At 53.0% G+C, this 19,596-nt stretch carries 18 protein-coding genes and 1 tRNA gene; 9 read left to right on the top strand and 10 right to left on the bottom strand.

Going from position 1 to position 19,596, the window contains the following annotated elements:
* Nucleotide 1 precedes the first annotated feature (1 nt).
* Together aroC and prmB are read right to left on the bottom strand one after the other, a co-directional pair.
* A complete protein-coding gene (aroC, locus tag AM410_RS13995) occupies nucleotides 2-1,087 on the bottom strand; it encodes a chorismate synthase (protein ID WP_025203566.1) in 1,086 nt (361 codons plus the stop codon).
* A gap of 60 nt (nucleotides 1,088-1,147) precedes the next feature.
* Nucleotides 1,148-2,080 (bottom strand): 50S ribosomal protein L3 N(5)-glutamine methyltransferase, encoded by a 933-nt coding sequence (gene prmB / locus AM410_RS13990; protein WP_014171046.1) that lies wholly within the window; start codon nucleotides 2,078-2,080, stop codon nucleotides 1,148-1,150.
* 145 nt (nucleotides 2,081-2,225) lie between these two features.
* On the opposite strand from prmB, the gene smrB reads away from it, so the two are divergent.
* Nucleotides 2,226-2,777: an endonuclease SmrB gene (gene smrB / locus AM410_RS13985; RefSeq protein ID WP_108647972.1), complete on the top strand. Its 552-nt coding sequence runs from the start codon at nucleotides 2,226-2,228 to the stop codon at nucleotides 2,775-2,777.
* Between the two features lie 48 nt (nucleotides 2,778-2,825).
* Here smrB and sixA read toward each other — a convergent pair whose 3' ends face one another.
* The 4 genes from sixA to AM410_RS13965 form a co-directional block, all read right to left on the bottom strand.
* Complete coding sequence (gene sixA, locus AM410_RS13980) at nucleotides 2,826-3,311, bottom strand: phosphohistidine phosphatase SixA (RefSeq protein WP_014171048.1); 486 nt, start codon at nucleotides 3,309-3,311, stop codon at nucleotides 2,826-2,828.
* 209 nt (nucleotides 3,312-3,520) lie between these two features.
* Nucleotides 3,521-5,668, bottom strand: coding sequence for a fatty acid oxidation complex subunit alpha FadJ (gene fadJ, locus AM410_RS13975; protein WP_108647971.1), 2,148 nt, complete (start codon nucleotides 5,666-5,668; stop codon nucleotides 3,521-3,523).
* Nucleotides 5,668-6,978, bottom strand: coding sequence for an acetyl-CoA C-acyltransferase FadI (fadI, locus tag AM410_RS13970; RefSeq protein ID WP_032678623.1), 1,311 nt, complete (start codon nucleotides 6,976-6,978; stop codon nucleotides 5,668-5,670). The genes fadJ and fadI overlap by 1 nt, the downstream gene beginning before the upstream one ends.
* A 238-nt stretch (nucleotides 6,979-7,216) precedes the next feature.
* Nucleotides 7,217-7,501, bottom strand: a complete 285-nt coding sequence (locus AM410_RS13965) for a YfcZ/YiiS family protein (protein ID WP_014171053.1) — start codon at nucleotides 7,499-7,501, stop codon at nucleotides 7,217-7,219.
* 372 nt (nucleotides 7,502-7,873) lie between these two features.
* Between AM410_RS13965 and fadL the strand changes: the two genes are divergently transcribed.
* Nucleotides 7,874-9,202, top strand: coding sequence for a long-chain fatty acid transporter FadL (gene fadL, locus AM410_RS13955; RefSeq protein ID WP_020883109.1), 1,329 nt, complete (start codon nucleotides 7,874-7,876; stop codon nucleotides 9,200-9,202).
* Nucleotides 9,203-9,265: 63 nt separating this feature from the next.
* Here fadL and mlaA read toward each other — a convergent pair whose 3' ends face one another.
* Nucleotides 9,266-10,018 (bottom strand): phospholipid-binding lipoprotein MlaA, encoded by a 753-nt coding sequence (gene mlaA, locus AM410_RS13950; RefSeq protein WP_020883108.1) that lies wholly within the window; start codon nucleotides 10,016-10,018, stop codon nucleotides 9,266-9,268.
* Nucleotides 10,019-10,333: 315 nt separating this feature from the next.
* Here mlaA and AM410_RS13945 point away from each other — a divergent pair, with 315 nt between their 5' ends.
* Both AM410_RS13945 and AM410_RS13940 read left to right on the top strand, forming a co-directional pair.
* On the top strand, nucleotides 10,334-11,263 hold the full coding sequence (locus AM410_RS13945; protein WP_108647969.1) for a formate/nitrite transporter family protein: 930 nt from the start codon (nucleotides 10,334-10,336) through the stop codon (nucleotides 11,261-11,263).
* 75 nt (nucleotides 11,264-11,338) lie between these two features.
* Nucleotides 11,339-11,413, top strand: a tRNA-Arg gene (locus tag AM410_RS13940).
* On the opposite strand, the gene AM410_RS13935 is transcribed toward AM410_RS13940, so the two are convergent.
* Entirely contained in the window at nucleotides 11,373-12,047 is a 675-nt protein-coding gene (locus AM410_RS13935) for a helix-turn-helix domain-containing protein (RefSeq protein ID WP_020883106.1), read from the bottom strand. The genes AM410_RS13940 and AM410_RS13935 overlap by 41 nt on opposite strands.
* A 174-nt stretch (nucleotides 12,048-12,221) precedes the next feature.
* Here AM410_RS13935 and AM410_RS13930 point away from each other — a divergent pair, with 174 nt between their 5' ends.
* From AM410_RS13930 to ypdK, 3 genes are all read left to right on the top strand, one after another.
* The gene (locus tag AM410_RS13930) at nucleotides 12,222-12,698 is read left to right on the top strand and encodes a WbuC family cupin fold metalloprotein (RefSeq protein WP_047366497.1); all 477 of its coding nucleotides are present in this window, start codon (nucleotides 12,222-12,224) and stop codon (nucleotides 12,696-12,698) included.
* A gap of 283 nt (nucleotides 12,699-12,981) precedes the next feature.
* A complete protein-coding gene (gene lpxP / locus AM410_RS13925; protein ID WP_086532242.1) occupies nucleotides 12,982-13,902 on the top strand; it encodes a kdo(2)-lipid IV(A) palmitoleoyltransferase in 921 nt (306 codons plus the stop codon).
* A 354-nt stretch (nucleotides 13,903-14,256) separates the two neighbouring features.
* The gene (gene ypdK, locus AM410_RS13920; protein ID WP_099458937.1) at nucleotides 14,257-14,328 is read left to right on the top strand and encodes a membrane protein YpdK; all 72 of its coding nucleotides are present in this window, start codon (nucleotides 14,257-14,259) and stop codon (nucleotides 14,326-14,328) included.
* 52 nt (nucleotides 14,329-14,380) lie between these two features.
* Here ypdK and alaC read toward each other — a convergent pair whose 3' ends face one another.
* The gene (gene alaC / locus AM410_RS13915) at nucleotides 14,381-15,619 is read right to left on the bottom strand and encodes an alanine transaminase (RefSeq protein ID WP_025203511.1); all 1,239 of its coding nucleotides are present in this window, start codon (nucleotides 15,617-15,619) and stop codon (nucleotides 14,381-14,383) included.
* A 386-nt stretch (nucleotides 15,620-16,005) separates the two neighbouring features.
* Between alaC and AM410_RS13905 the strand changes: the two genes are divergently transcribed.
* On the top strand, nucleotides 16,006-17,703 hold the full coding sequence (locus tag AM410_RS13905) for a sensor histidine kinase (RefSeq protein WP_025203510.1): 1,698 nt from the start codon (nucleotides 16,006-16,008) through the stop codon (nucleotides 17,701-17,703).
* Between the two features lie 13 nt (nucleotides 17,704-17,716).
* Nucleotides 17,717-18,448 (top strand): LytR/AlgR family response regulator transcription factor, encoded by a 732-nt coding sequence (locus tag AM410_RS13900; RefSeq protein WP_020883103.1) that lies wholly within the window; start codon nucleotides 17,717-17,719, stop codon nucleotides 18,446-18,448.
* Between the two features lie 32 nt (nucleotides 18,449-18,480).
* Here the strand turns inward: AM410_RS13900 and glk are convergent, their stop codons facing one another.
* Nucleotides 18,481-19,446, bottom strand: a complete 966-nt coding sequence (gene glk, locus AM410_RS13895; protein WP_020883102.1) for a glucokinase — start codon at nucleotides 19,444-19,446, stop codon at nucleotides 18,481-18,483.
* Nucleotides 19,447-19,596 lie beyond the last annotated feature (150 nt).

Raw genomic sequence — 19,596 nt, 5'->3', positions numbered from 1 at the left:
TTTACCAGCGTGGAATGGTGGTCGTCACATCCGCATTCTGCGCGCGCTGGCGCAGGAAGTGATCCATCAGTACGATCGCCAGCATCGCTTCTGCGATCGGCACCGCACGGATCCCCACACAGGGATCGTGACGTCCTTTAGTGATCATCTCAACTTCTTCGCCAGAGCGGTTAATCGTGTGGCCTGGCACGGTAATGCTGGAAGTCGGTTTCAGCGCAATATTGGCAATAATCTGCTGACCGCTGCTGATACCGCCGAGGATGCCGCCCGCGTGGTTGCTCTGGAAACCGTCTTTGGTGATTTCGTCGCGGTTCTGGCTGCCCCGCAGCGCAACGACGTCAAAACCGTCGCCAATTTCTACGCCCTTCACCGCGTTGATGCTCATCAGTGCGTGAGCGATGTCCGCATCCAGACGGTCAAATACCGGTTCACCCCAGCCTGGCGGTACGCCATCAGCCACGACGGTGACTTTGGCACCAATGGAGTCGCCCTCTTTTTTCAGGCCACGCATCAGTTCGTCCAGCGCTTCCAGCTTATCTGCATCGGCACAGAAGAACGGATTTTGCTCGACCAGATCCCAGTCTTTGATAGCCAGTGGAATATCGCCCATCTGGGTCAGACAGCCGCGGATCACAATGCCAAATTTCTGCTGCAGGTATTTTTTGGCGATAGCCCCTGCCGCAACGCGCATCGCGGTTTCACGGGCAGACGAACGTCCGCCGCCGCGATAATCACGGAAGCCATACTTTTGTTCGTAGGTGTAATCGGCATGTCCAGGACGGAACACATCTTTGATGGCGCCGTAATCCTGCGAGCGCTGATCGGTATTTTCAATCAGCAGCCCGATGCTGGTGCCGGTGGTGCGGCCTTCGAAAACGCCGGAAAGAATTTTGACCTGGTCCGGCTCGCGACGCTGCGTGGTGTAGCGAGAAGTCCCCGGACGACGACGGTCGAGGTCGTGCTGTAAATCGGCTTCGGTCAGTTCGATGCCTGGCGGTACGCCGTCAACGATACAGCCCAGTGCCAGCCCGTGCGATTCACCAAAGGTGGTCACCCGGAATAATTGTCCAATACTGTTTCCTGCCATCACGGCTCCGATGTCGTTATTTGTGTTTGAGCGTTGTGAAACGGGCCGAAGCCCGCTGGATTAATCTTTGTAAATGCTGAAGTATTCGCGCGCGTCAAGCAGCTGCGCTTTGGTCAGCATAAAGACGCCGTCACCGCCGTTATCGAACTCGAGCCAGGTGAACGGCACATCCGGGTACTGCTCTATCAGATGTACCATGCTGTTGCCCACTTCACAAATCAGAACACCGTCGTCGGTCAGATAATCCGGCGCGCAGGCCAGAATGCGACGGGTAAGCTTCAGGCCATCAGAGCCTGACGCCAGACCCAGCTCCGGCTCGTGGCGATATTCGTTTGGCAGATCGGACATGTCTTCCGCATCAACATACGGCGGGTTGGTGACGATCAGATCGTACTGCAGCGTTGGCAGATCGCGGAACAGATCGGAGCGGATTGGCGTAACGTGATGGATCAGACCGTGCTCTTCAATATTGTGCTCGGTAACAGCCAGCGCATCGGTGGAGATATCCACGGCATCCACTTCCGCTTCCGGGAAGGCGTACGCACAGGCAATCGCGATACAGCCGCTGCCGGTACACATATCAAGGATATGCTCTGGCTGATGGTTAATCAGGCCTTCAAAGTGGTTGTTGATCAGTTCGCCAATCGGCGAGCGCGGCACCAGAACGCGTTCATCAACATAGAACTCGTGTCCACAGAACCAGGCTTTGTTGGTCAAATAGGCAACCGGAATGCGCTCGTTAACGCGGCGGATAACACGCTCCACGATACGGTGCTTTTCGCTGGAGGTCAGGCGTGCGGTACGCATGTCTTCCGGAATGTCGAGCGGCAGGTAGAGGGACGGCAGCACCAGTTGAACGGCCTCATCCCACGGGTTATCGGTACCGTGCCCGTACCAGATATTTGCGGCGCTGAAGCGGCTAACCGACCATCGCAACATGTCCTGTATGGTATGCAGCTCGTTTACTGCTTCATCGACAAAAATTTTATCCACTCTTTCCTCCAGGGCATGCTCGCATAATTTTCGGCGGCTAGTTTGCCATGAAGACGGCGATAAATCAGCAATGACGCGTCGCGCTTGAGGTTAAAAAATGCGTTTAGTCGGGTACACTGTCGGAAATACGAGATGAGAATGACCCATGAAAAAGAAAACATCCCTTAGCGAGGAGGATCAGGCGCTCTTCCGTCAGCTGATGACCGGGACGCGTCAAATCAAGCAGGACATCATTGTCCACCGTCCGATGCGCAAAAAAATCACGGAAGTCCCGGTCAAGCGATTGCTCCAGGAGCAGGCGGATAATAGCCACTATTTTTCAGATGAATTTCAGCCCCTGCTCAATACGCAGGGCGCGGTGAAGTACGTACGGGAAGATGTCAGCCACTTTGAGCTGAAAAAATTACGCCGGGGGGATTACTCGCCCGAACTGTTTCTTGATCTGCACGGTTTGACGCAGATGCAGGCGAAGCAGGAGCTGGGCGCGTTAATTGCCGCCTGTCGTCGCGAACATGTTTTCTGCGCCTGCGTGATGCACGGCCACGGCAAACATATCCTGAAGCAACAAACACCGCTGTGGCTGGCTCAGCACCCCCACGTGATGGCGTTTCATCAGGCACCCAAAGAGTACGGCGGAGATGCCGCATTACTGATGTTGATTGAAGTAGAAGAGTGGCAGCCGCCAGAATTACCCTGACAGGACGGCGGGAGGCATGTTCTGCTCCCCGCCATATCGCACGTCACATCAGATAGCTTTTGCCATCTTCAGATTGCACGGACTCATTTGCCAGTTGAAGACCCCTTTGCCCGTTTCGTCGAGAGCGACGTTGGCAATGGCGGAAGTCGTGAACATCGGCGGCGTCTCGCCCGGGCACAGCTCAGATACCAGATAGCCAACGAGTGGCAGGTGGGAAATGACCAGCGCGGAAGCGACACCTTCATTGCACAGCGCCTGAAGATAAGCGCTGACAAGGCCGACATCACCGCACGGGGTGAGTTCCGGGAGAACATCCACACTGGCTGGCAGGTTCATACACTCCCCCACCACTTCCAGCGTCTGTTCTGCACGCAGGAACGGACTCACCAGAACGCGTTCGATGTCGACTTTTTGACCTTTAAGCCAGGTCGCCATCAGACGAGATTCGTCGCAGCCACAGACGGTCAAAGGACGTACTGAGTCACTGGCGGCATCGAGTGCCGCGTCGCCGTGACGCATGATAAAAACTTGCATATTGCACCGCTTTTGTTAACCAGAATCACCGGCGTTGACTACCCGCGATTACCGCTCCGAGGTAGAAAACCCGATGGTCGGGCATTGTGCCTGATCCATTCGGTGAATGAAACGCTGTTTTTTACCTCAATGGCGTAAGTATAGTCAATCTCTGTTTACAAAATCGCCAAAACAGGTTCATACACTTCAGGATTTACCCTTTTTTGACCTCAACTTACGAGGACAGTTTCCCTTGAAGGCCAAAATGTCTGGCCCCGTTCCGCCATCTGCAATAATTCGTCACACGGTGTAAACCGCGGACCGTATTGCGAGGCCAGACGTTGCAGGATCGCAACCACTTCACCCGCACCGAGAGTGTCCATGTAACGGAACGGGCCGCCGAGGAACGGCGGGAAACCAATGCCAAATACCGCACCGATGTCACCATCGCGCGCGCTTTTAATCACCTGCTCACCAAAGCAGCGTGCCGCTTCATTAAGCATCATCATCACACAGCGTTCAGCACACTGAACGGGTGACAGTTTCCCCTGACCGGTTGTCGGAATAAGCCCATAAACCGAAGGGTCGACCTGTTTCTTGCTTTTACGCCCTTTCGCGCCGTAAAGATAGAAACCGCGTTCATTTTTTCTGCCTTTGCGATCGTCCTTCAAAATTGCAGAAACAATGTTTGCAGGCGGGCTAAAACGATCTCCATAAGCATCTTCCAGCACAGGTATAATTTTAGTGCCGGTGTCGATTCCCACCTCATCCAAAAGTTGGATTGGGCCAACGGGGAACCCAAACTTCACCAGCGCCTCGTCGACGTGTTCGATCTTCTCCCCTTCCGTCAGCAGCCGCATCGCTTCATTTATATAAGGCGCCAGAATGCGGTTAACGTAAAAGCCGGCTTTGTCCGCCACCACTATCGGTGTTTTCCCCTGCATTTTGGCCAGTTTAACCACGGTAGCAACGGTTTGCGGGCTGGTACTGGCGTGCGGGATAACCTCCACCAGCGGCATTTTTTCAACCGGACTGAAATAGTGCAGGCCAATCACCTGCTCCGGACGCTGGGCTCTGGCCGCAATATCACCAATGGGCAATGACGAGGTGTTCGACGCAAAAATGGTATGGGGTGCGCAATGTTGCTCAACGTCAGCCACCATCTGCTGCTTAAGCGCCAGGTCTTCAAACACCGCTTCAATCACCAGATCGCGATGGGCAAAACCGCTGTAGTCTGTCGTGCCGGAGATCAGTGCCAGGGTTTTATCACGCTCATTGGCCTTGATATGGCGGCGTTTAACCTTTTGATTAAGGTTCTGCCAGCTGTACTGCAGCGCGTGATTGATTCCTTTCGCATTGATGTCTTTGATACGTACAGGCAATTTGCCTTTGCTGGCGGTAACAAAAGATATTCCGCCCCCCATCAGCCCGCCACCCAGTACGCCAATGGCATGCAGCGGGGCAGGTTGCGCCTCGCTGCCGGGGTCTTTTTTTACCTCTGTACTGGCAAAAAAGATGTTACGCAGCGCCTGAGACTGCGGCGTCATTGCCAGCTCACCAAAGGCTTTTGCTTCTGCGACATAGCCGCTGCTGCTGCCCTGAGATAAGCCCACTTCAATAACCTCAAGGATACGTTTCGCCGCCGGGTAGTTGCCTTTGGTTTTTTGTTCGGTTTTCTTGCCCGCCATGCTGAACAGGAGTGTGCGGCCCAGTGGCCCGGCCAGCACGCGCTCACGCACCGGCAGAGGACGTTTTGCCTGCCGTCCTTTGAGCGCCAGTTCAACCGCCGCCTCAAGCAAAATGGCGTGAGGAACCACCTCGTCGACCAGGCCGGCTTTCAGCGCCTGACGGGCACGCAGTTGTTTGCCGGTTAATATCATTTCCAGCGCAGTGCTGACCCCAACCAGACGCGGCAGACGCTGCGTCCCGCCGGAGCCTGGCAGGAGGCCTAACTGTACTTCAGGCAGGCCCAGAACGGTTTTCGCATCGTCGGTACAAATGCGGCTGTGACAGGCCAACGCCAGCTCCAGCCCACCGCCCAGACAGGCACCGTGGATCGCCGCGATGACCGGGATAGACAGCGCATGGATCTCCGCCATGACCTGTTGCCCCTGACGCGCCAGCTCTTCGGCTTCCTGAGCGTTTTGCGCCCTGGCAATCATGTTGATATCGGCTCCGGCAATAAAGTTGTCCGGTTTCGCCGAGATAAACACCAGGCCGCGAATCGCTTTGTTCTCGCGGATCTGCTTTAGCATCGCGCGCACCTGAACGCCGAACTCGGCTTTCAGGGTGTTCATCTTTTCGTTGGGAACATCGATAGTAATAACGGCGACGTTATCGAGGCGTACCGTCAGATTAAATGCAGATGGCATATCCATTATTCAGCCTCCAGAACCATTGCCGCGCCCAGACCACCCGCTGCGCAGGCGGTTACGAGACCAAAACCACCGCCCCGGCGACGTAACTCATGTAATGTCTGGGTGATCATCCTCGCTCCCGTCGCCGCAAATGGATGACCGTAGGCGATGGAACCACCCAGAACGTTAAATTTGCTCTGATCCACTTCGCCAGTGGCATGCGCCCGGCCAAGGACATCGCGCGCGAAACGTTCACTCGCCAGCAGTTGTATGTTTGCCAGGGTTTGTGCGGCAAAGGCTTCGTGCATATCAATGAGGGTTAAATCCGCGAGGGTAAGTCCCGCGCGTTCCAGCGCCAGCGGAGTGGACCACGCCGGCCCTAACAACATGTCCTGCCACACATCTATCGCCGTGAAGGCGTAGCTGCGCAGGTAGCCCAGCGGTTTTATGCCCAGCTCTTTGGCACGGGATTCCGTCATCAGGATCACCGCGGCGGCACCGTCCGTCAGCGGAGTACTGTTGGCGGCCGTGACGGTACCGTGTTTGCGGTCAAATGCCGGACGGAGCCTGGCGTAATCCGCCATCGTCGAACTGCCGCGAATATTGTTATCTTCTGAGAGCGGTTCACGGTATGGCGGGATGTACGCCGTCATGACTTCATCAGCCAGTTTGCCTTCCGACCAGGCTTTCGCCGCCAGCTGATGTGAGCGATGAGCCAGCGCATCCTGCTGCTCACGGGTGATCCCGTAAGTTTTTGCCATCTGCTCGGCGGTATCGCCCATTCTCAGACCGGTGGAATACTCCGCCACTGCGGGCGGTACAGGCATAAGGTCACGCAGGCGTAAGCGTGAGAAAAGTTTGAGTTTCTGACCGACGGTACGGGCTTTGTTGGCGTCAACCAGGATCCGGGCCAGCTTTTTACTGACCCCAATCGGCAGAACCGAAGAGGAGTCCGCCCCGCCGGCGATCCCAGCGCGAATGGTACCTGCCATCAGGCTTTCAGCCACATTAGCCACCGCCTGGAAACTGGTAGCACATGCCCGGCTGACGCTGTAGGCATCAGTGTGGACGTTCATCCCCGTACCGAGGACGATTTCTCGCGCAATATTGGGTGCTTCAGGCATCTGCACAACCTGGCCAAAAACCAGCTGCTCGATGACCTCAGGCGGAATTTCGCTGCGAGCCAGCATCTCCCCCACCACCATTTTCCCCAGATCGACAGCCGGTATGCCATGAAACGCTGTCGCCTGACGTGCAAATGGCGTACGTAATCCACTGACAATGGCAATGCGATCGCCCTGACGGGTAATAAGCGGTAACGCCTGACTCATAACCTTCCCCTGTAAAATTTTTTACTCAAACATAAAGTGGTCTGACCTGATAACAGTCTTAACCATTTTTTTACATTCAGCCAATCAGGGAAACGAAAAAGTGCGAGCTAAGGCACAGAGAAGAAAAAGAAAATGTCTCTGCGAAAACAAAAGCAAAACGGTAACCCGAAGGTTACCGTTTTAGTGTGCACCCTCTACTGTGAGAGAGGGCCAGGATGAGGGCATTACGCCGTTGAGGTTAGCGCAGACCCAGCTGGAAAATCAGCGTTTCCGCCTCGCAGGCGAACACAAAGTCGATATCCAGCTTCACACCACCGTCCACGTCAGTAAAGGTGGATTTGATTTCGCACGGATCGGATTCGACTTCACGTGCACGTTTGCTCAGCGCGGCCAGGGTTTCTTCCGCCTCGGCGCGGTTGCTGAATACACGGCTGTAAGAGGCGGTGCAATCGGAGTTGTCCATGATGGTACCAACATCCATACAGCAGCAAACCGGGGTTTCATCAGCACTGCATTTACTCATAGCTCAATTTCCTCTGTATTCGCGCAAGACGCGAGATAAACACGATGCTGCTATTTTACGCCCCGGGGCTGGCTCTCTCCAGCCGTTAATGGCGCAAAAGCGGATAAGTGACCAATATCACACTAAAAAATGATCTAGAACAAAAATCACCCTTTCAGACGATTCGCAATGGTCACAATTTTGCCAACCAGATCTCGTTTCAAGAAACATGTTTGAAAATATTAATAAACAAACTTGCAACATTCTGGCTGGTCAGACCTATACTCTCGCCACTGGTCTGATTTGTATGTCATACCTCAGACCCTACACTTCGCGCTCCTGTTACGGTATGTAACAATTATTGAATAAAAATAACTCAATGAGGTTATGGTCATGAGCCAGAAAACCCTGTTCAAAAAGACTGCGCTGGCAGTCGCAGTGGCAATCGTCTCTACGTCCGCCTGGTCCGCGGGCTTTCAGTTAAACGAATTTTCTTCCTCTGGCCTTGGCCGTGCGTATTCCGGGGAAGGCGCAATTGCTGATGATGCGGGCAACGCGAGTCGTAACCCTGCACTGATCATGATGTTCGATCGTCCGACCTTCTCTGCTGGTGCAATCTTTGTTGATCCGGGTGTTGATATCTCGGGCCGCTCGCCAACAGGCGCCAGCCTGAAGGCAGACAACATCGCGCCAACAGCCTGGGTGCCAAACCTCCACTTCGTTGCGCCAATTAATGACCAGTTCGGCTGGGGCGCTTCCGTGACGTCTAACTACGGTCTGGCTACCGAGTTTAATAATAACTACGCCGCAGGGGCGTATGGCGGTAAAACCGACCTTGAAACCCTGAACCTGAACCTGAGCGGTGCTTACCGTCTGGACAACCACTGGAGCTTCGGCGTCGGCTTTGATGCGGTTTATGCTAAAGCGAAGATCGAGCGCTACGCGGGTGACCTGGGTAAAGTCGTTGCTGGCTCAGGCGCTCTGCCACCAATTCCGGGTCTGGCACAGCAGGTTGCAGGTATTCCGGCAGATACCCAAATTGCTTACCTTAAGGGTGACGAATGGGGCTTCGGCTGGAACGCCGGTATCCTTTATGAAATCGATAAAAATAACCGCTACGGTTTAACCTACCGTTCCGAAGTGAAAATTGACTTCGATGGCGATTATAAGAGCAGCCTGCCTTCAGCCTATAACCAGATTCTGGGTAGCTTCGGCCTGCCAATGGGCACCGACGGCCGTACCACTGGCGGTTCTCTGAGCCTGCACTTGCCAGAAATGTGGGAACTGTCGGGTTATAACAAAGTGGCGCCGCAGTGGGCGGTTCACTATAGTCTGACCTACACCAGCTGGAGCCAGTTCCAGGAGCTGAAAGCGACCAACAGCAATGGTGACACGCTCTTCTATAAAGATGAAAGCTTCCGTGATGCCTACCGTATCGCGCTGGGTACCACCTACTATATGGATGACAACTGGACATTCCGTACCGGTATTGCCTTCGATGATAGTCCGGTACCGGCTGACAAGCGTTCCATCTCCATTCCGGACCAGGACCGCTTCTGGCTGAGCGCAGGTGCAACCTATGCCTTCAATAAAGATGCTTCTATCGATGCGGGCATCTCTTACATGCACGGTCAAAAAGTTAACTTTAAGGAGGGGCCGTATGAGTTCTCTTCTGAAGGTAAAGCCTGGCTGTATGGCATGAACTTCAACTACGCGTTCTAATCGCGCAGGGATTAAAAAAGGTGAGCATGGCTCACCTTTTTTCTTTATTCCGGGTCGATATCTTTATTCCGAGTCGATATCTTTTAATTCGTTCTCGATTGCTTTCGCGTTCGGATTCTCTTCCGGCTTCAGCTTGCCGCCATTGGCAATAAAGTCGTGATTCTGGAAGTAAGCTTCGCGGACCATAATATACGGGTCAGAAGACTGACGCAGCAGACCGTCCGAATCAAGCAGTTGCGCACGCGTCTCGATCCCTTCCACCGTCCATTTCCCTACCGACAGCGGCCAGGTCAGCCACGACAGAACCGGATACAGCGTATCCACCATGTCGCCGCCGTCATCACGTACGGTGAAACTGCCGTAGAATGGCAGATGAACATATGGGCCATAACCCACGCCATAATGCCCCATCGTACTGCCGAAACGGTGCGGTTGCTCACGCTGAAGTTTCGGGTTCGCCATACCGGCAACATCGATGAAGCCCCCCATCCCCAGCAATGAGTTCAGGAAGAAGCGGGTAAAGTGCACCATACCCTGATACGGATCGCCCTGCAGGAAGTAGTTCACCATCACCGCAGGTTCTTCCAGGTTACTGGTGAAGTTACTCAACCCGTTACGCGCAGGTTGTGGAACATAATCACGCCATGCAACTGCCACCGGGCGAACCACATACGGGTCCAGCACGTTGTAGTTGAAGCTGTACATTGAGCGGTTAAATCCTTCGAGAGGATCGGAGCGTCCCGTTTGCTCTCCAGAGCTGGCGCAGCCCACAAGCATCGTCGCGCCCAGCGCAAGCGCCGACAGCCGAAGTTTCATAAATATCTCCCTGTTCAGTATGGCTATCGTTGATTGCCATCCGTAACGGAGCATGGGTTGCTCCGCCTGTAAACGTGCAAGTGATTGTAACAGCACGTTTACCGATGTCTACGAGCACAATTACGGGCAGTAACCACCGTCACTCTGATCTCAGCATAGCCTGGCTTTTAGAATTCGTTTCGCTGGCAATTTTATAATGTCTTTTAATGAGATGTATCGCCTTTGTTGCCATTGCCGCCAATTTAAGAGCATCCCCACGGGCATTTCATTAAAAGCCGCTACGCTTTATAGAAAGATCATCGTGTTGGAGTGGCTATGAAAGAAGTGGGCGAAGAAAAAATTGGCGAGAGTAATGAGGAAATTGAAATTGAAAGCGAGGAAAAAGAGCGCGGTGAGGAGATAGAAATCAATGAAGATCGCCTTCCTTCCCGTGCGATGGCGATCCATGAACATATCCGACAGGATGGCGAAAAAGAGATGGAGCGTGATGCCATGGCTCTGTTTTGGTCGGCCATCGCGGCAGGCTTGTCGATGGGCGCCTCACTCCTCGCCAAGGGCATATTTCATGTGCAACTGGAAGGGGTACCCGGTGGCTTTTTACTTGAAAATCTCGGCTACACCTTTGGCTTTGTGATTGTCATTATGGCGCGCCAGCAGCTGTTTACTGAAAACACCGTTACCGCCGTTCTCCCGGTGATGCAAAACCCTACCCTCGGTAATTTCGGTTTACTGATGCGTTTATGGAGCGTGGTGCTGCTGGGGAATATCATCGGTACAGGCGTGGCGGCATGGGCATTTGAATATATGCCGATATTCGATGAGCCCACCCGGGATGCCTTCGTGAAAATCGGTATGGACGTAATGAAAAACACGCCGTTCGAAATGTTCTCGAATGCCATCATCTCCGGCTGGATAATCGCGACCATGGTGTGGATGTTTCCTTCCGCGGGCAGCGCCAAAATTGTCGTGATCATATTAATGACCTGGCTGATAGCGCTGGCTGACACCACGCACATCGTGGTCGGAACCGTTGAAATCCTCTATCTGGTCTTTAATGGTACGCTTCACTGGAGCGATTTTTTCTGGCCGTTCGCCCTGCCGACGCTGGCAGGCAATATCTGCGGCGGAACGTTTATCTTCGCACTGTTAAGCCATGCGCAAATCCGTAACGACATGTCTAATAAGCGCAAGGCCGAACAGAAAGCGCGGGAAAACGATGATAAATCTGCAAAAAAAACGACCTGAATGGTGACTCTTTGAGCAGTCAGGCGGCGATGAGCTTAACGCAAAGTGTAAATGAGGCTATACTCGTGCCGCCTTGTCCCCTTAGTTAAATGGATATAACGAGCCCCTCCTAAGGGCTAGTTGCAGGTTCGATTCCTGCAGGGGACACCATGCTCTCATCGGCGCGCCGATACACCGGTACAAGGCGAGTGGTTCCGGTAAGATTATCAAATACCTGTTTTTCCGCAGTGATAATTCTCATTCCGGCCTTTCTCAGACGTGACACCTCAGCAGCAATCCGCTGGATCCCAAACCAGAACAGCGCATCAAGCGCGGTTACCTCCAGACCACTTAACAGAGCACGCTTCAGACGTTCCGTGGGGGGCTTAATTTCTTTGGCTATCTGCAGAAAAGGTTCCGCGGTCAATTGTGTCGCTTCCGTTCGCCGTATACGTGTGGACAGATGATATTGAAAAACGTCAGGTACACCGCTCAAATCGGACTTCACGCTCCAGACACAGCCAAACCGCTTCCCGTTAAAAATGACATTCTTCTGGCTGAGCTGCAGTTCATCACGCAACCCGGCAATTAACTGAGGTGTCCGCACGAGCAGCAGGCGGAAAGGCAGCTCAAAGCTGGTAACGTAATCGACATTGGTCAGGGCAATACGCAGACGCGCCTCGGCCCCGGCCTGGATCGCCTTGCACTCGCTTAAAACGTCGGCCCACTGACGGGTAAGACGCGGAGGTTCATTCGCCTCGGTAAATCTGTATTTTTCAATCTGATAATCGATTTGCTCTGTCACCCGCTTTTCCCTGTCAGTCACGTTTTAGCCGCTAAAGAGAATTTAGCAGCACAGGTTATTATGCTCCAGAGGTGATGTGCAGTGATTGAACCCTCATTTATATGGGTTATGTTATTCCGTATTACAATTCCACTGCTTTGCTCCACAGACCCTCTTCTCTTTCAGGCAACCATCATGAAACAAATCACGCTCTCCGATTTGACGCAACAAAGTGAAGCGGCGGCTAACGCCCCGCGTTTACGCGCGCATCGTAACTTTCATCCTGAACTGAGCGACCCGGTTCAGCGACTGGCCATCGCGATGGAACCTGGCACCTATGTTCGCCCTCATCGTCATCCGCATACCTTTGAGCTGTTACTTCCCCTTCGCGGGCGTTTTGTCGTGCTGAATTTTGACGACCAGGGCGTCGTCACCCGTCGCGTCGTATTAGGTGAAGCGTGTATGGCGCTGGAGATGGAGGCGGGAACCTGGCATGCCGTGCTGTCACTGGATCACGGCGGCGTTATTTTTGAAGTTAAACACGGTGGCTATCAACCGGTGGCTGATGAGGATTTCGTTACCTGGGCCCCCGCCGAGGGAGAGCCCGGTACAGCCGCGCTGATGGCATGGTATAAACAGGTACAGCCTGGCGATGCGGCCTGGAAAGCATAACGACTGCTTTCAAAATATCCAAACAGATGCCGTCGCGCATCTGTTCTGGTTTATAAAAACAGAAAAATCAAAGACCTTTCGAATTGCCGCTTTTTTAATCAAGAACGAGTAATAGCACATACCGTATAAAGGGTGCTACATTATACCGCCCACCCAACGTCAGCAATGGCCAGGCAACGCCGTAAAGATCGGTAAAGCCTGCAACCATGACCTTGTACTACGGTCTAACAGGTACGTGGTTACGCAATGCGTGACTTTCACCGACTTTATATAGGTTCCCATTATTTTGTCACAATCCAAATTCAAACGCGCGTTCCTGCACCCGCGTTACTGGTTCACATGGTTTGGTCTTGGCGTGCTCTGGTTACTGGTTCAGCTTCCTTATCCCGTAATCCGCATTCTGGGCTCCAGGCTTGGCAGCGCATCGCGCCACTTCCTTAAACGTCGTGAGTCTATTGCGCGTAAAAATCTCGAACTTTGCTTTCCACAGTACAATGCGGAACAGCGCGAAAAACTGATTGCTGAAAACTTTAAATCTATCGGCATGGCTCTACTTGAAACCGGTATGGCATGGTTCTGGTCTGATGAACGTGTTCGTAAATGGTTTGATGTGGAAGGCCTGGATAACCTGAAACGTGCCCAGATGCAAAACCGCGGCGTGATGGTGGTCGGCGTTCACTTTATGTCTCTGGAACTGGGGGGTCGCGTCATGGGGCTTTGCCAGCCGATGATGGCAACCTACCGTCCGCACAACAGCGCCGTGATGGAATGGGTGCAGACACGTGGTCGTATGCGCTCGAATAAGGCGATGATCAGCCGTAACAACCTGCGCGGCATGGTTGGCGCACTGAAAAAAGGTGAGGCCGTCTGGTTCGCACCGGACCAGGATTATGGGCGTAAAGGCAGTAGCTTCGCTCCGTTCTTTGCGGTGAAAGATGTCGCCACGACCAATGGTACCTTTGTGATTTCACGTCTTTCCGGTGCCTCCATGTTGACCGTCACGATGGTCAGAAAAGCGGATAAATCAGGCTATCGCCTGCATATCTCCCCTGAGATGGCTAACTATCCGGAAAACGAAGGCGAAGCCGCTACGTTCATCAATAAAGTTATCGAAATGGAAATCATGCGTGCGCCTGAGCAATATCTCTGGATGCATCGCCGTTTCAAAACACGCCCTCTTGGCGAAGCCTCGCTGTATATCTAAATTCCAGAAGGTTAGTTTCGTTAAGAAACTAACCTTTTCAATGACCTGTAATCACGCTGTGTACTGTCTTTCTTTGCGTCGCTCAAAGTGAATTTATTGCGTTCTGAAATCAAACTGTCGCCGTTCCACGACACTCGTAAGTGACGGAAATTATTTAAAAAAATCCCTCTTGTCACCCCCCATTTTTAGGCGTACATTAGCGCCGTCTGGCAACAGGAAAGCACAGAATTCTGAGCGGGAGTCAGCGGTATTACGGGAAAAATCTTATTTCCGCTATAAGCCAACTTCAGCTCTCTATAATCAGGTGGACTCTGTTTTTAAATGCGTACCACAAGATACGCGGAGCGATGAAACGTGAAATATTTCTTTATGGGCATTTCGGTGATTGTTTTAGTCTGGGCCGGAACGTTTGCCCTGATGATCTAGTGAAGAACATGCAGTCAAAAAAACAGGAGCCGATGGCTCCTGTTTTTTTATGTCATGATGACGCGTGATGTTCGGTGACGCTTTTCGATGAGAGAAGTCCGTCGGCGCGGAACATACTCTTGATGCCCCTCACCGCCTGCCGGATGCGGTCACTGTTTTCAATCAGAGCGAATCGCACATGGGTGTCGCCATAATCACCAAAGCCAATGCCCGGCGAGACACATACCTTCGCGTCCTGCAGCAGCTTTTTGGCAAACTCCAGCGATCCCATTGCCGCATACGGCTCCGGAATTTTAGCCCAGACGTACATGGACGCTTTTGGCATGTCCACCATCCAGCCAGCTTCATGCAACCCTTTGACCAGCACATCACGGCGACGCTTATACTGCGCAGCAATCTCATGCACACACTGCTGATCGCCTTCAAGTGCTGCAATAGCCGCGACCTGAAGCGGGGTAAAGGTACCGTAGTCGTGATAACTCTTGATGCGCGCCAGGGCATTCACCAGCGTCTTGTTGCCCACCATAAAGCCGATGCGCCAGCCAGCCATGTTGTAGCTTTTCGACAGCGTAAAGAACTCAACCGCCACATCGCGTGCGCCAGGAACCTGCATAATCGAAGGGGCTTTCCAGCCGTCATAGACAATATCGGCATAGGCTAAATCATGCACCACCAGCACGTCGTAACGTTTGGCCAGGGCGACCACTTTTTCAAAGAAATCGAGCTCTACGCACTGCGCCGTCGGGTTCGACGGAAAACCGAGGATCATCATCTTAGGTTTCGGATAGCTTTCGCGAATCGCACGTTCCAGTTCGTTAAAGAAATCGACCCCTTCCACCAGTGGTACGGAGCGAACCTGCGCTCCGGCAATCACTGCGCCATAAATGTGAATCGGGTAGCTCGGATTGGGCACCAGTACAGTATCACCATGATCCAGTGTCGCCAGCATCAGGTGCGCCAGACCTTCTTTTGAGCCGATGGTGACAATCGCCTCGCTTTCAGGGTCGATATCAACCTGGTAGCGATCCTGATACCAGCGAGAAATTGCACGACGTAATCGAGGAATACCGCGAGAGGTGGAGTAGCCGTGCGTATCCGGACGCTGAGCAACCGTACATAACTTCTCAACAATATGCGGCGGTGTTGGGCCGTCAGGGTTACCCATGCTGAAATCAATAATGTCTTCGCCGCGCCGACGCGCAGCCATTTTCAGTTCAGCAGTGATGTTGAATACATAAGGGGGGAGACGATCGATACGCGTAAAACGGCGTTCAGGACTGAATTCAGCCATAGATTCCTCAGATTAACGTTAGCGCCCGGACCGTCCGAGCGACGCTGCCACCGATGTGGCATGTTTAGAAAATAACCTAAAAAAAATCATGCTGTCGAGAGGGAAATGAAAAAAAAGAGTGCGCACTAAAATCGGAACCCTGCTGCATTGAAAAGCGGAAGCGTCCAAAGTGACAGCCTCTTTCTGATATCTGTTGTGTAACACGATGATATCAAAATCGTTACCTGCTCAGGCGTTATCACAAAAAAATCGGGAGACTTCAGCCCTCTCCTGATAATCCCCTTTGCAAAACAGGGTTTTTCCCCATTTGATAAACCTGACGGATAGCTGGTCAATACGCGCCAGGTTTTTTATCATGGTTCTTTCCCGTTTTCCCTGGTCTACTCGTGCACGAAATATTCAATATGCTGCTGGCGGTTTTTGACCGCGCGGCATTAATGCTGATTTGCCTGTTTTTCCTTATCCGCATTCGCCTGTTCCGCGAGCTTTTGCACAAGTCTGCGCACTCGCCAAAAGAGCTGCTGGCCGTCACCGCGATCTTCTCGCTGTTCGCGTTGTTCAGCACCTGGTCCGGCGTGCCGGTCGAGGGATCGCTGGTTAACGTGCGTATCATTGCCGTCATGTCCGGCGGGATTTTGTTTGGCCCGTGGGTCGGCGTCATCACCGGACTGATTGCCGGTACGCACCGTTACCTGATTGATATCGGTGGCGTGACGGCAATTCCCTGTTTTATTACCAGTATTATTGCCGGGGTACTGTCAGGATGGATTAACCGCAAGATCCCGAAAAAGCAGCGCTGGCGCGCCGGGATCATCGCCGGCATGGTGTGCGAAACGCTGACCATGATCCTGGTGGTGGTGTGGGCCCCCACTATCGCACTGGGGCTGGATATCGTTTCGAAAATCGGTATTCCCATGATCCTCGGCAGCGTCTGCATCGGTTTTATCGTGCTGCTGGTACAAAGCGTTGAGGGAGAAAAAGAGGCCAGTGCCGCGCGTCAGGCGAAGCTGGCGCTGGATATCGCCAACAAAACGCTGCCACTCTTCCGCCATGTGAACGCGGAGTCGTTACGTCAGGTCTGCGATATAATCCGCCGCGATATTCATGCCGATGCGGTCGCCATTACCAATAACGACCACGTACTGGCTTATGTCGGCGTCGGGGAACACAATTACCGCGATAATGACGATACCATTAGCCCCACCACCCGACAGGCGATCAACTACGGTAAAATCATCATTAAGAACAATGATGAAGCTCACCGAACGCCGGAAATCCACTCCATGCTGGTGATTCCGCTGTGGGAAAAAGGCGTGGTAACGGGCACGCTAAAAATCTACTACTGCCACGCGCACCAGATCACCTCCACGCTTCAGGAGATGGCCATCGGCCTGTCGCAAATTATCTCTACCCAGCTGGAAGTTTCCCGTGCAGAACAGCTGCGCGAGATGGCAAATAAGGCAGAACTGCGCGCGCTTCAGAGCAAAATCAATCCTCATTTTCTGTTTAACGCGCTGAACGCCATCTCGTCCTCCATCCGGATGAATCCGGACACCGCGCGTCAGCTTATATTCAATCTGTCGCGCTACCTGCGCTACAACATTGAACTGAACGATGACGAGCAGATCGACATCAAAAAAGAGCTGTATCAGATCAAGGACTATATCGCGATTGAGCAGGCCCGTTTTGGTGACAAGCTCACGGTGATTTACGATATCGATGAAGAGGTCAACTGTGTGATCCCAAGCCTGCTGATCCAGCCGCTGGTGGAAAACGCGATTGTTCACGGCATTCAGCCGTGTAAAGGTAAAGGCGTGGTCACCATCAGCGTAACCGAAAGCGGTAACCGCGTGCGCATTGCCGTGCGCGATACCGGCCACGGTATTGATCCAAAAGTCATTGAGCGCGTGGAGTCTAACGAAATGCCGGGCAATAAAATTGGACTGCTGAACGTGCACCATCGGGTCAAGCTGTTGTTCGGCGACGGACTGCACATTCACCGTCTCGAACCCGGCACCGAAATTGCTTTTTACGTCCCGAATGAACGCTCCCCCGTTCATGCGGCGACATCACTGTTGCCATAGGCCGGAGTAATCAATGAAAGTCATCATCGTGGAAGATGAAATTCTGGCTCAACAGGAGCTGAGCTGGCTTATCAAAACGCACAGCCAGATGGAGATTGTGGGTACCTTTGAGGATGGTCTGGACGTACTCAAGTTTTTGCAGCATAACCGGGTCGACGCCATTTTTCTGGATATCAACATTCCATCACTGGACGGTGTATTACTGGCGCAAAATATTAATCAGTTTGCCCATAAGCCGTTTATTGTTTTCGTTACCGCCTGGAAAGAGCACGCCGTAGAAGCCTTCGAACTGGAAGCGTTTGACTATATTCTGAAGCCTTACCAGGAATCGCGTATTGTCAGCATGCTGCGAAAGCTGGAAGCCGCATGGCAACAACAGGCCACGCCTGCTAACGCAAGCCCGGCGATACGTGAAAACGACACCATAAATCTGGTCAAGGATGAACGCATCATCGTGACGCCTATCGACGATATCTACTATGCCGAAGCGCACGAGAAGATGACGTTTGTCTATACACGGCGTGAATCGTACGTGATGGCAATGAACATCACCGAGTTTTGCAATAAACTGCCGGCGGCGCACTTTTTCCGCTGCCACCGTTCGTTTTGCGTCAATCTAAATAAGATCCGCGAGATCGAACCGTGGTTTAACAACACCTATATTTTGCGTCTGAAGGATCTTGATTTTCAGGTCCCGGTGAGTCGCAGCAAGGTGAAAGAGTTCCGCCAGCTGATGCATCTGTAAAAATCCCCTCTCCCGCAGGAGAGGGATAGTCGTCAGAGGATTTGACCCAGTACCTGACGCAGGTGCGCGCCCGAGCCAAGCAGGCCAGGGTTATCGTGCACAATCAGGTACACAGGGATGTCCTGCACATAGCTTCTGAAGCGACCTTTGTCTTCAAACGCACCGCGGAAGCCTGAGGCAGTAAAGAAGTCGAGGAAACGCGGTACGATCCCGCCCGCGATGTAGACTCCCCCGAAGGTACCCAGCGTCAGCGCCAGGTTGCCGCCAAACCGTCCCATGATCACACAGAACAGCGACAGCGCACGGCGACAGTCGATGCAGCTGTCCGCCAGCGCGCGCTCGGTCACATCTTTTGGCTGCAGATTTTCCGGCAGACGGCCGTCTGATTTTACAATCGCACGGTACAGATTCACCAGACCCGGACCGGAAAGCACGCGCTCGGCGGAGACGTGGCCGATTTCAGCGCGCAGCTCTTCGAGGATAATGCCCTCTTCTTCGCTGTTGGGCGCAAAGTCCACGTGACCGCCCTCACCCGGCAGGCTTACCCAGCGCTGGTCGACGTGAACCAGATGTGAAACGCCAAGACCGGTACCGGCACCGTAGACCGCAATCGGCTTACCTTCTACTGGCGCTGTACCGCCAAACTGAATCAGATGCTCTGGCTTCAGCATCGGGATCGCCATGGACACGGCAGTAAAGTCATTGATGATTTCAAGATGCGCAAAACCAAGGTTTTTTTTCATCTCAGCGATGGAAAATGCCCAGACATGGTTGGTCATCGCCACCCAGTCACCGGTAATCGGGCAGGCAATGGCGATACATCCGTCTTCGATGCTCACCTGTTGCTCTTCAAGATAGACCCGAACAACGGCCTCAAGACTTGGATAATCCAGCCCTGAATAGGTTTTCGCCCGGGAAATTTCACCGCTATTTACATCGCATAGGGCAAGGCGAGCATTCGTGCCGCCCACATCGCCTACCAAAGCATACTTTGTCATTCTTCTACTGCTCCGCTAAAGTCAGAATAAATCTTTGGGACACTGTAAGTTCAAGGCGTGATAACAACAACGACCGGAAGGTGAATGCCCGTAGATTATCGATCTTCGTCACAGAATAACTTTACCGTTTCAGCACCTTTTGCACTATTG

Origin of the sequence: Enterobacter cloacae complex sp. FDA-CDC-AR_0164 (genome assembly GCF_003071645.1) — a bacterium.
GTDB lineage: Bacteria > Pseudomonadota > Gammaproteobacteria > Enterobacterales > Enterobacteriaceae > Enterobacter > Enterobacter ludwigii.
The sequence above is the reverse complement of the archived record's forward strand: the minus strand, read 5'-3'. Positions and strand labels throughout refer to the sequence as shown.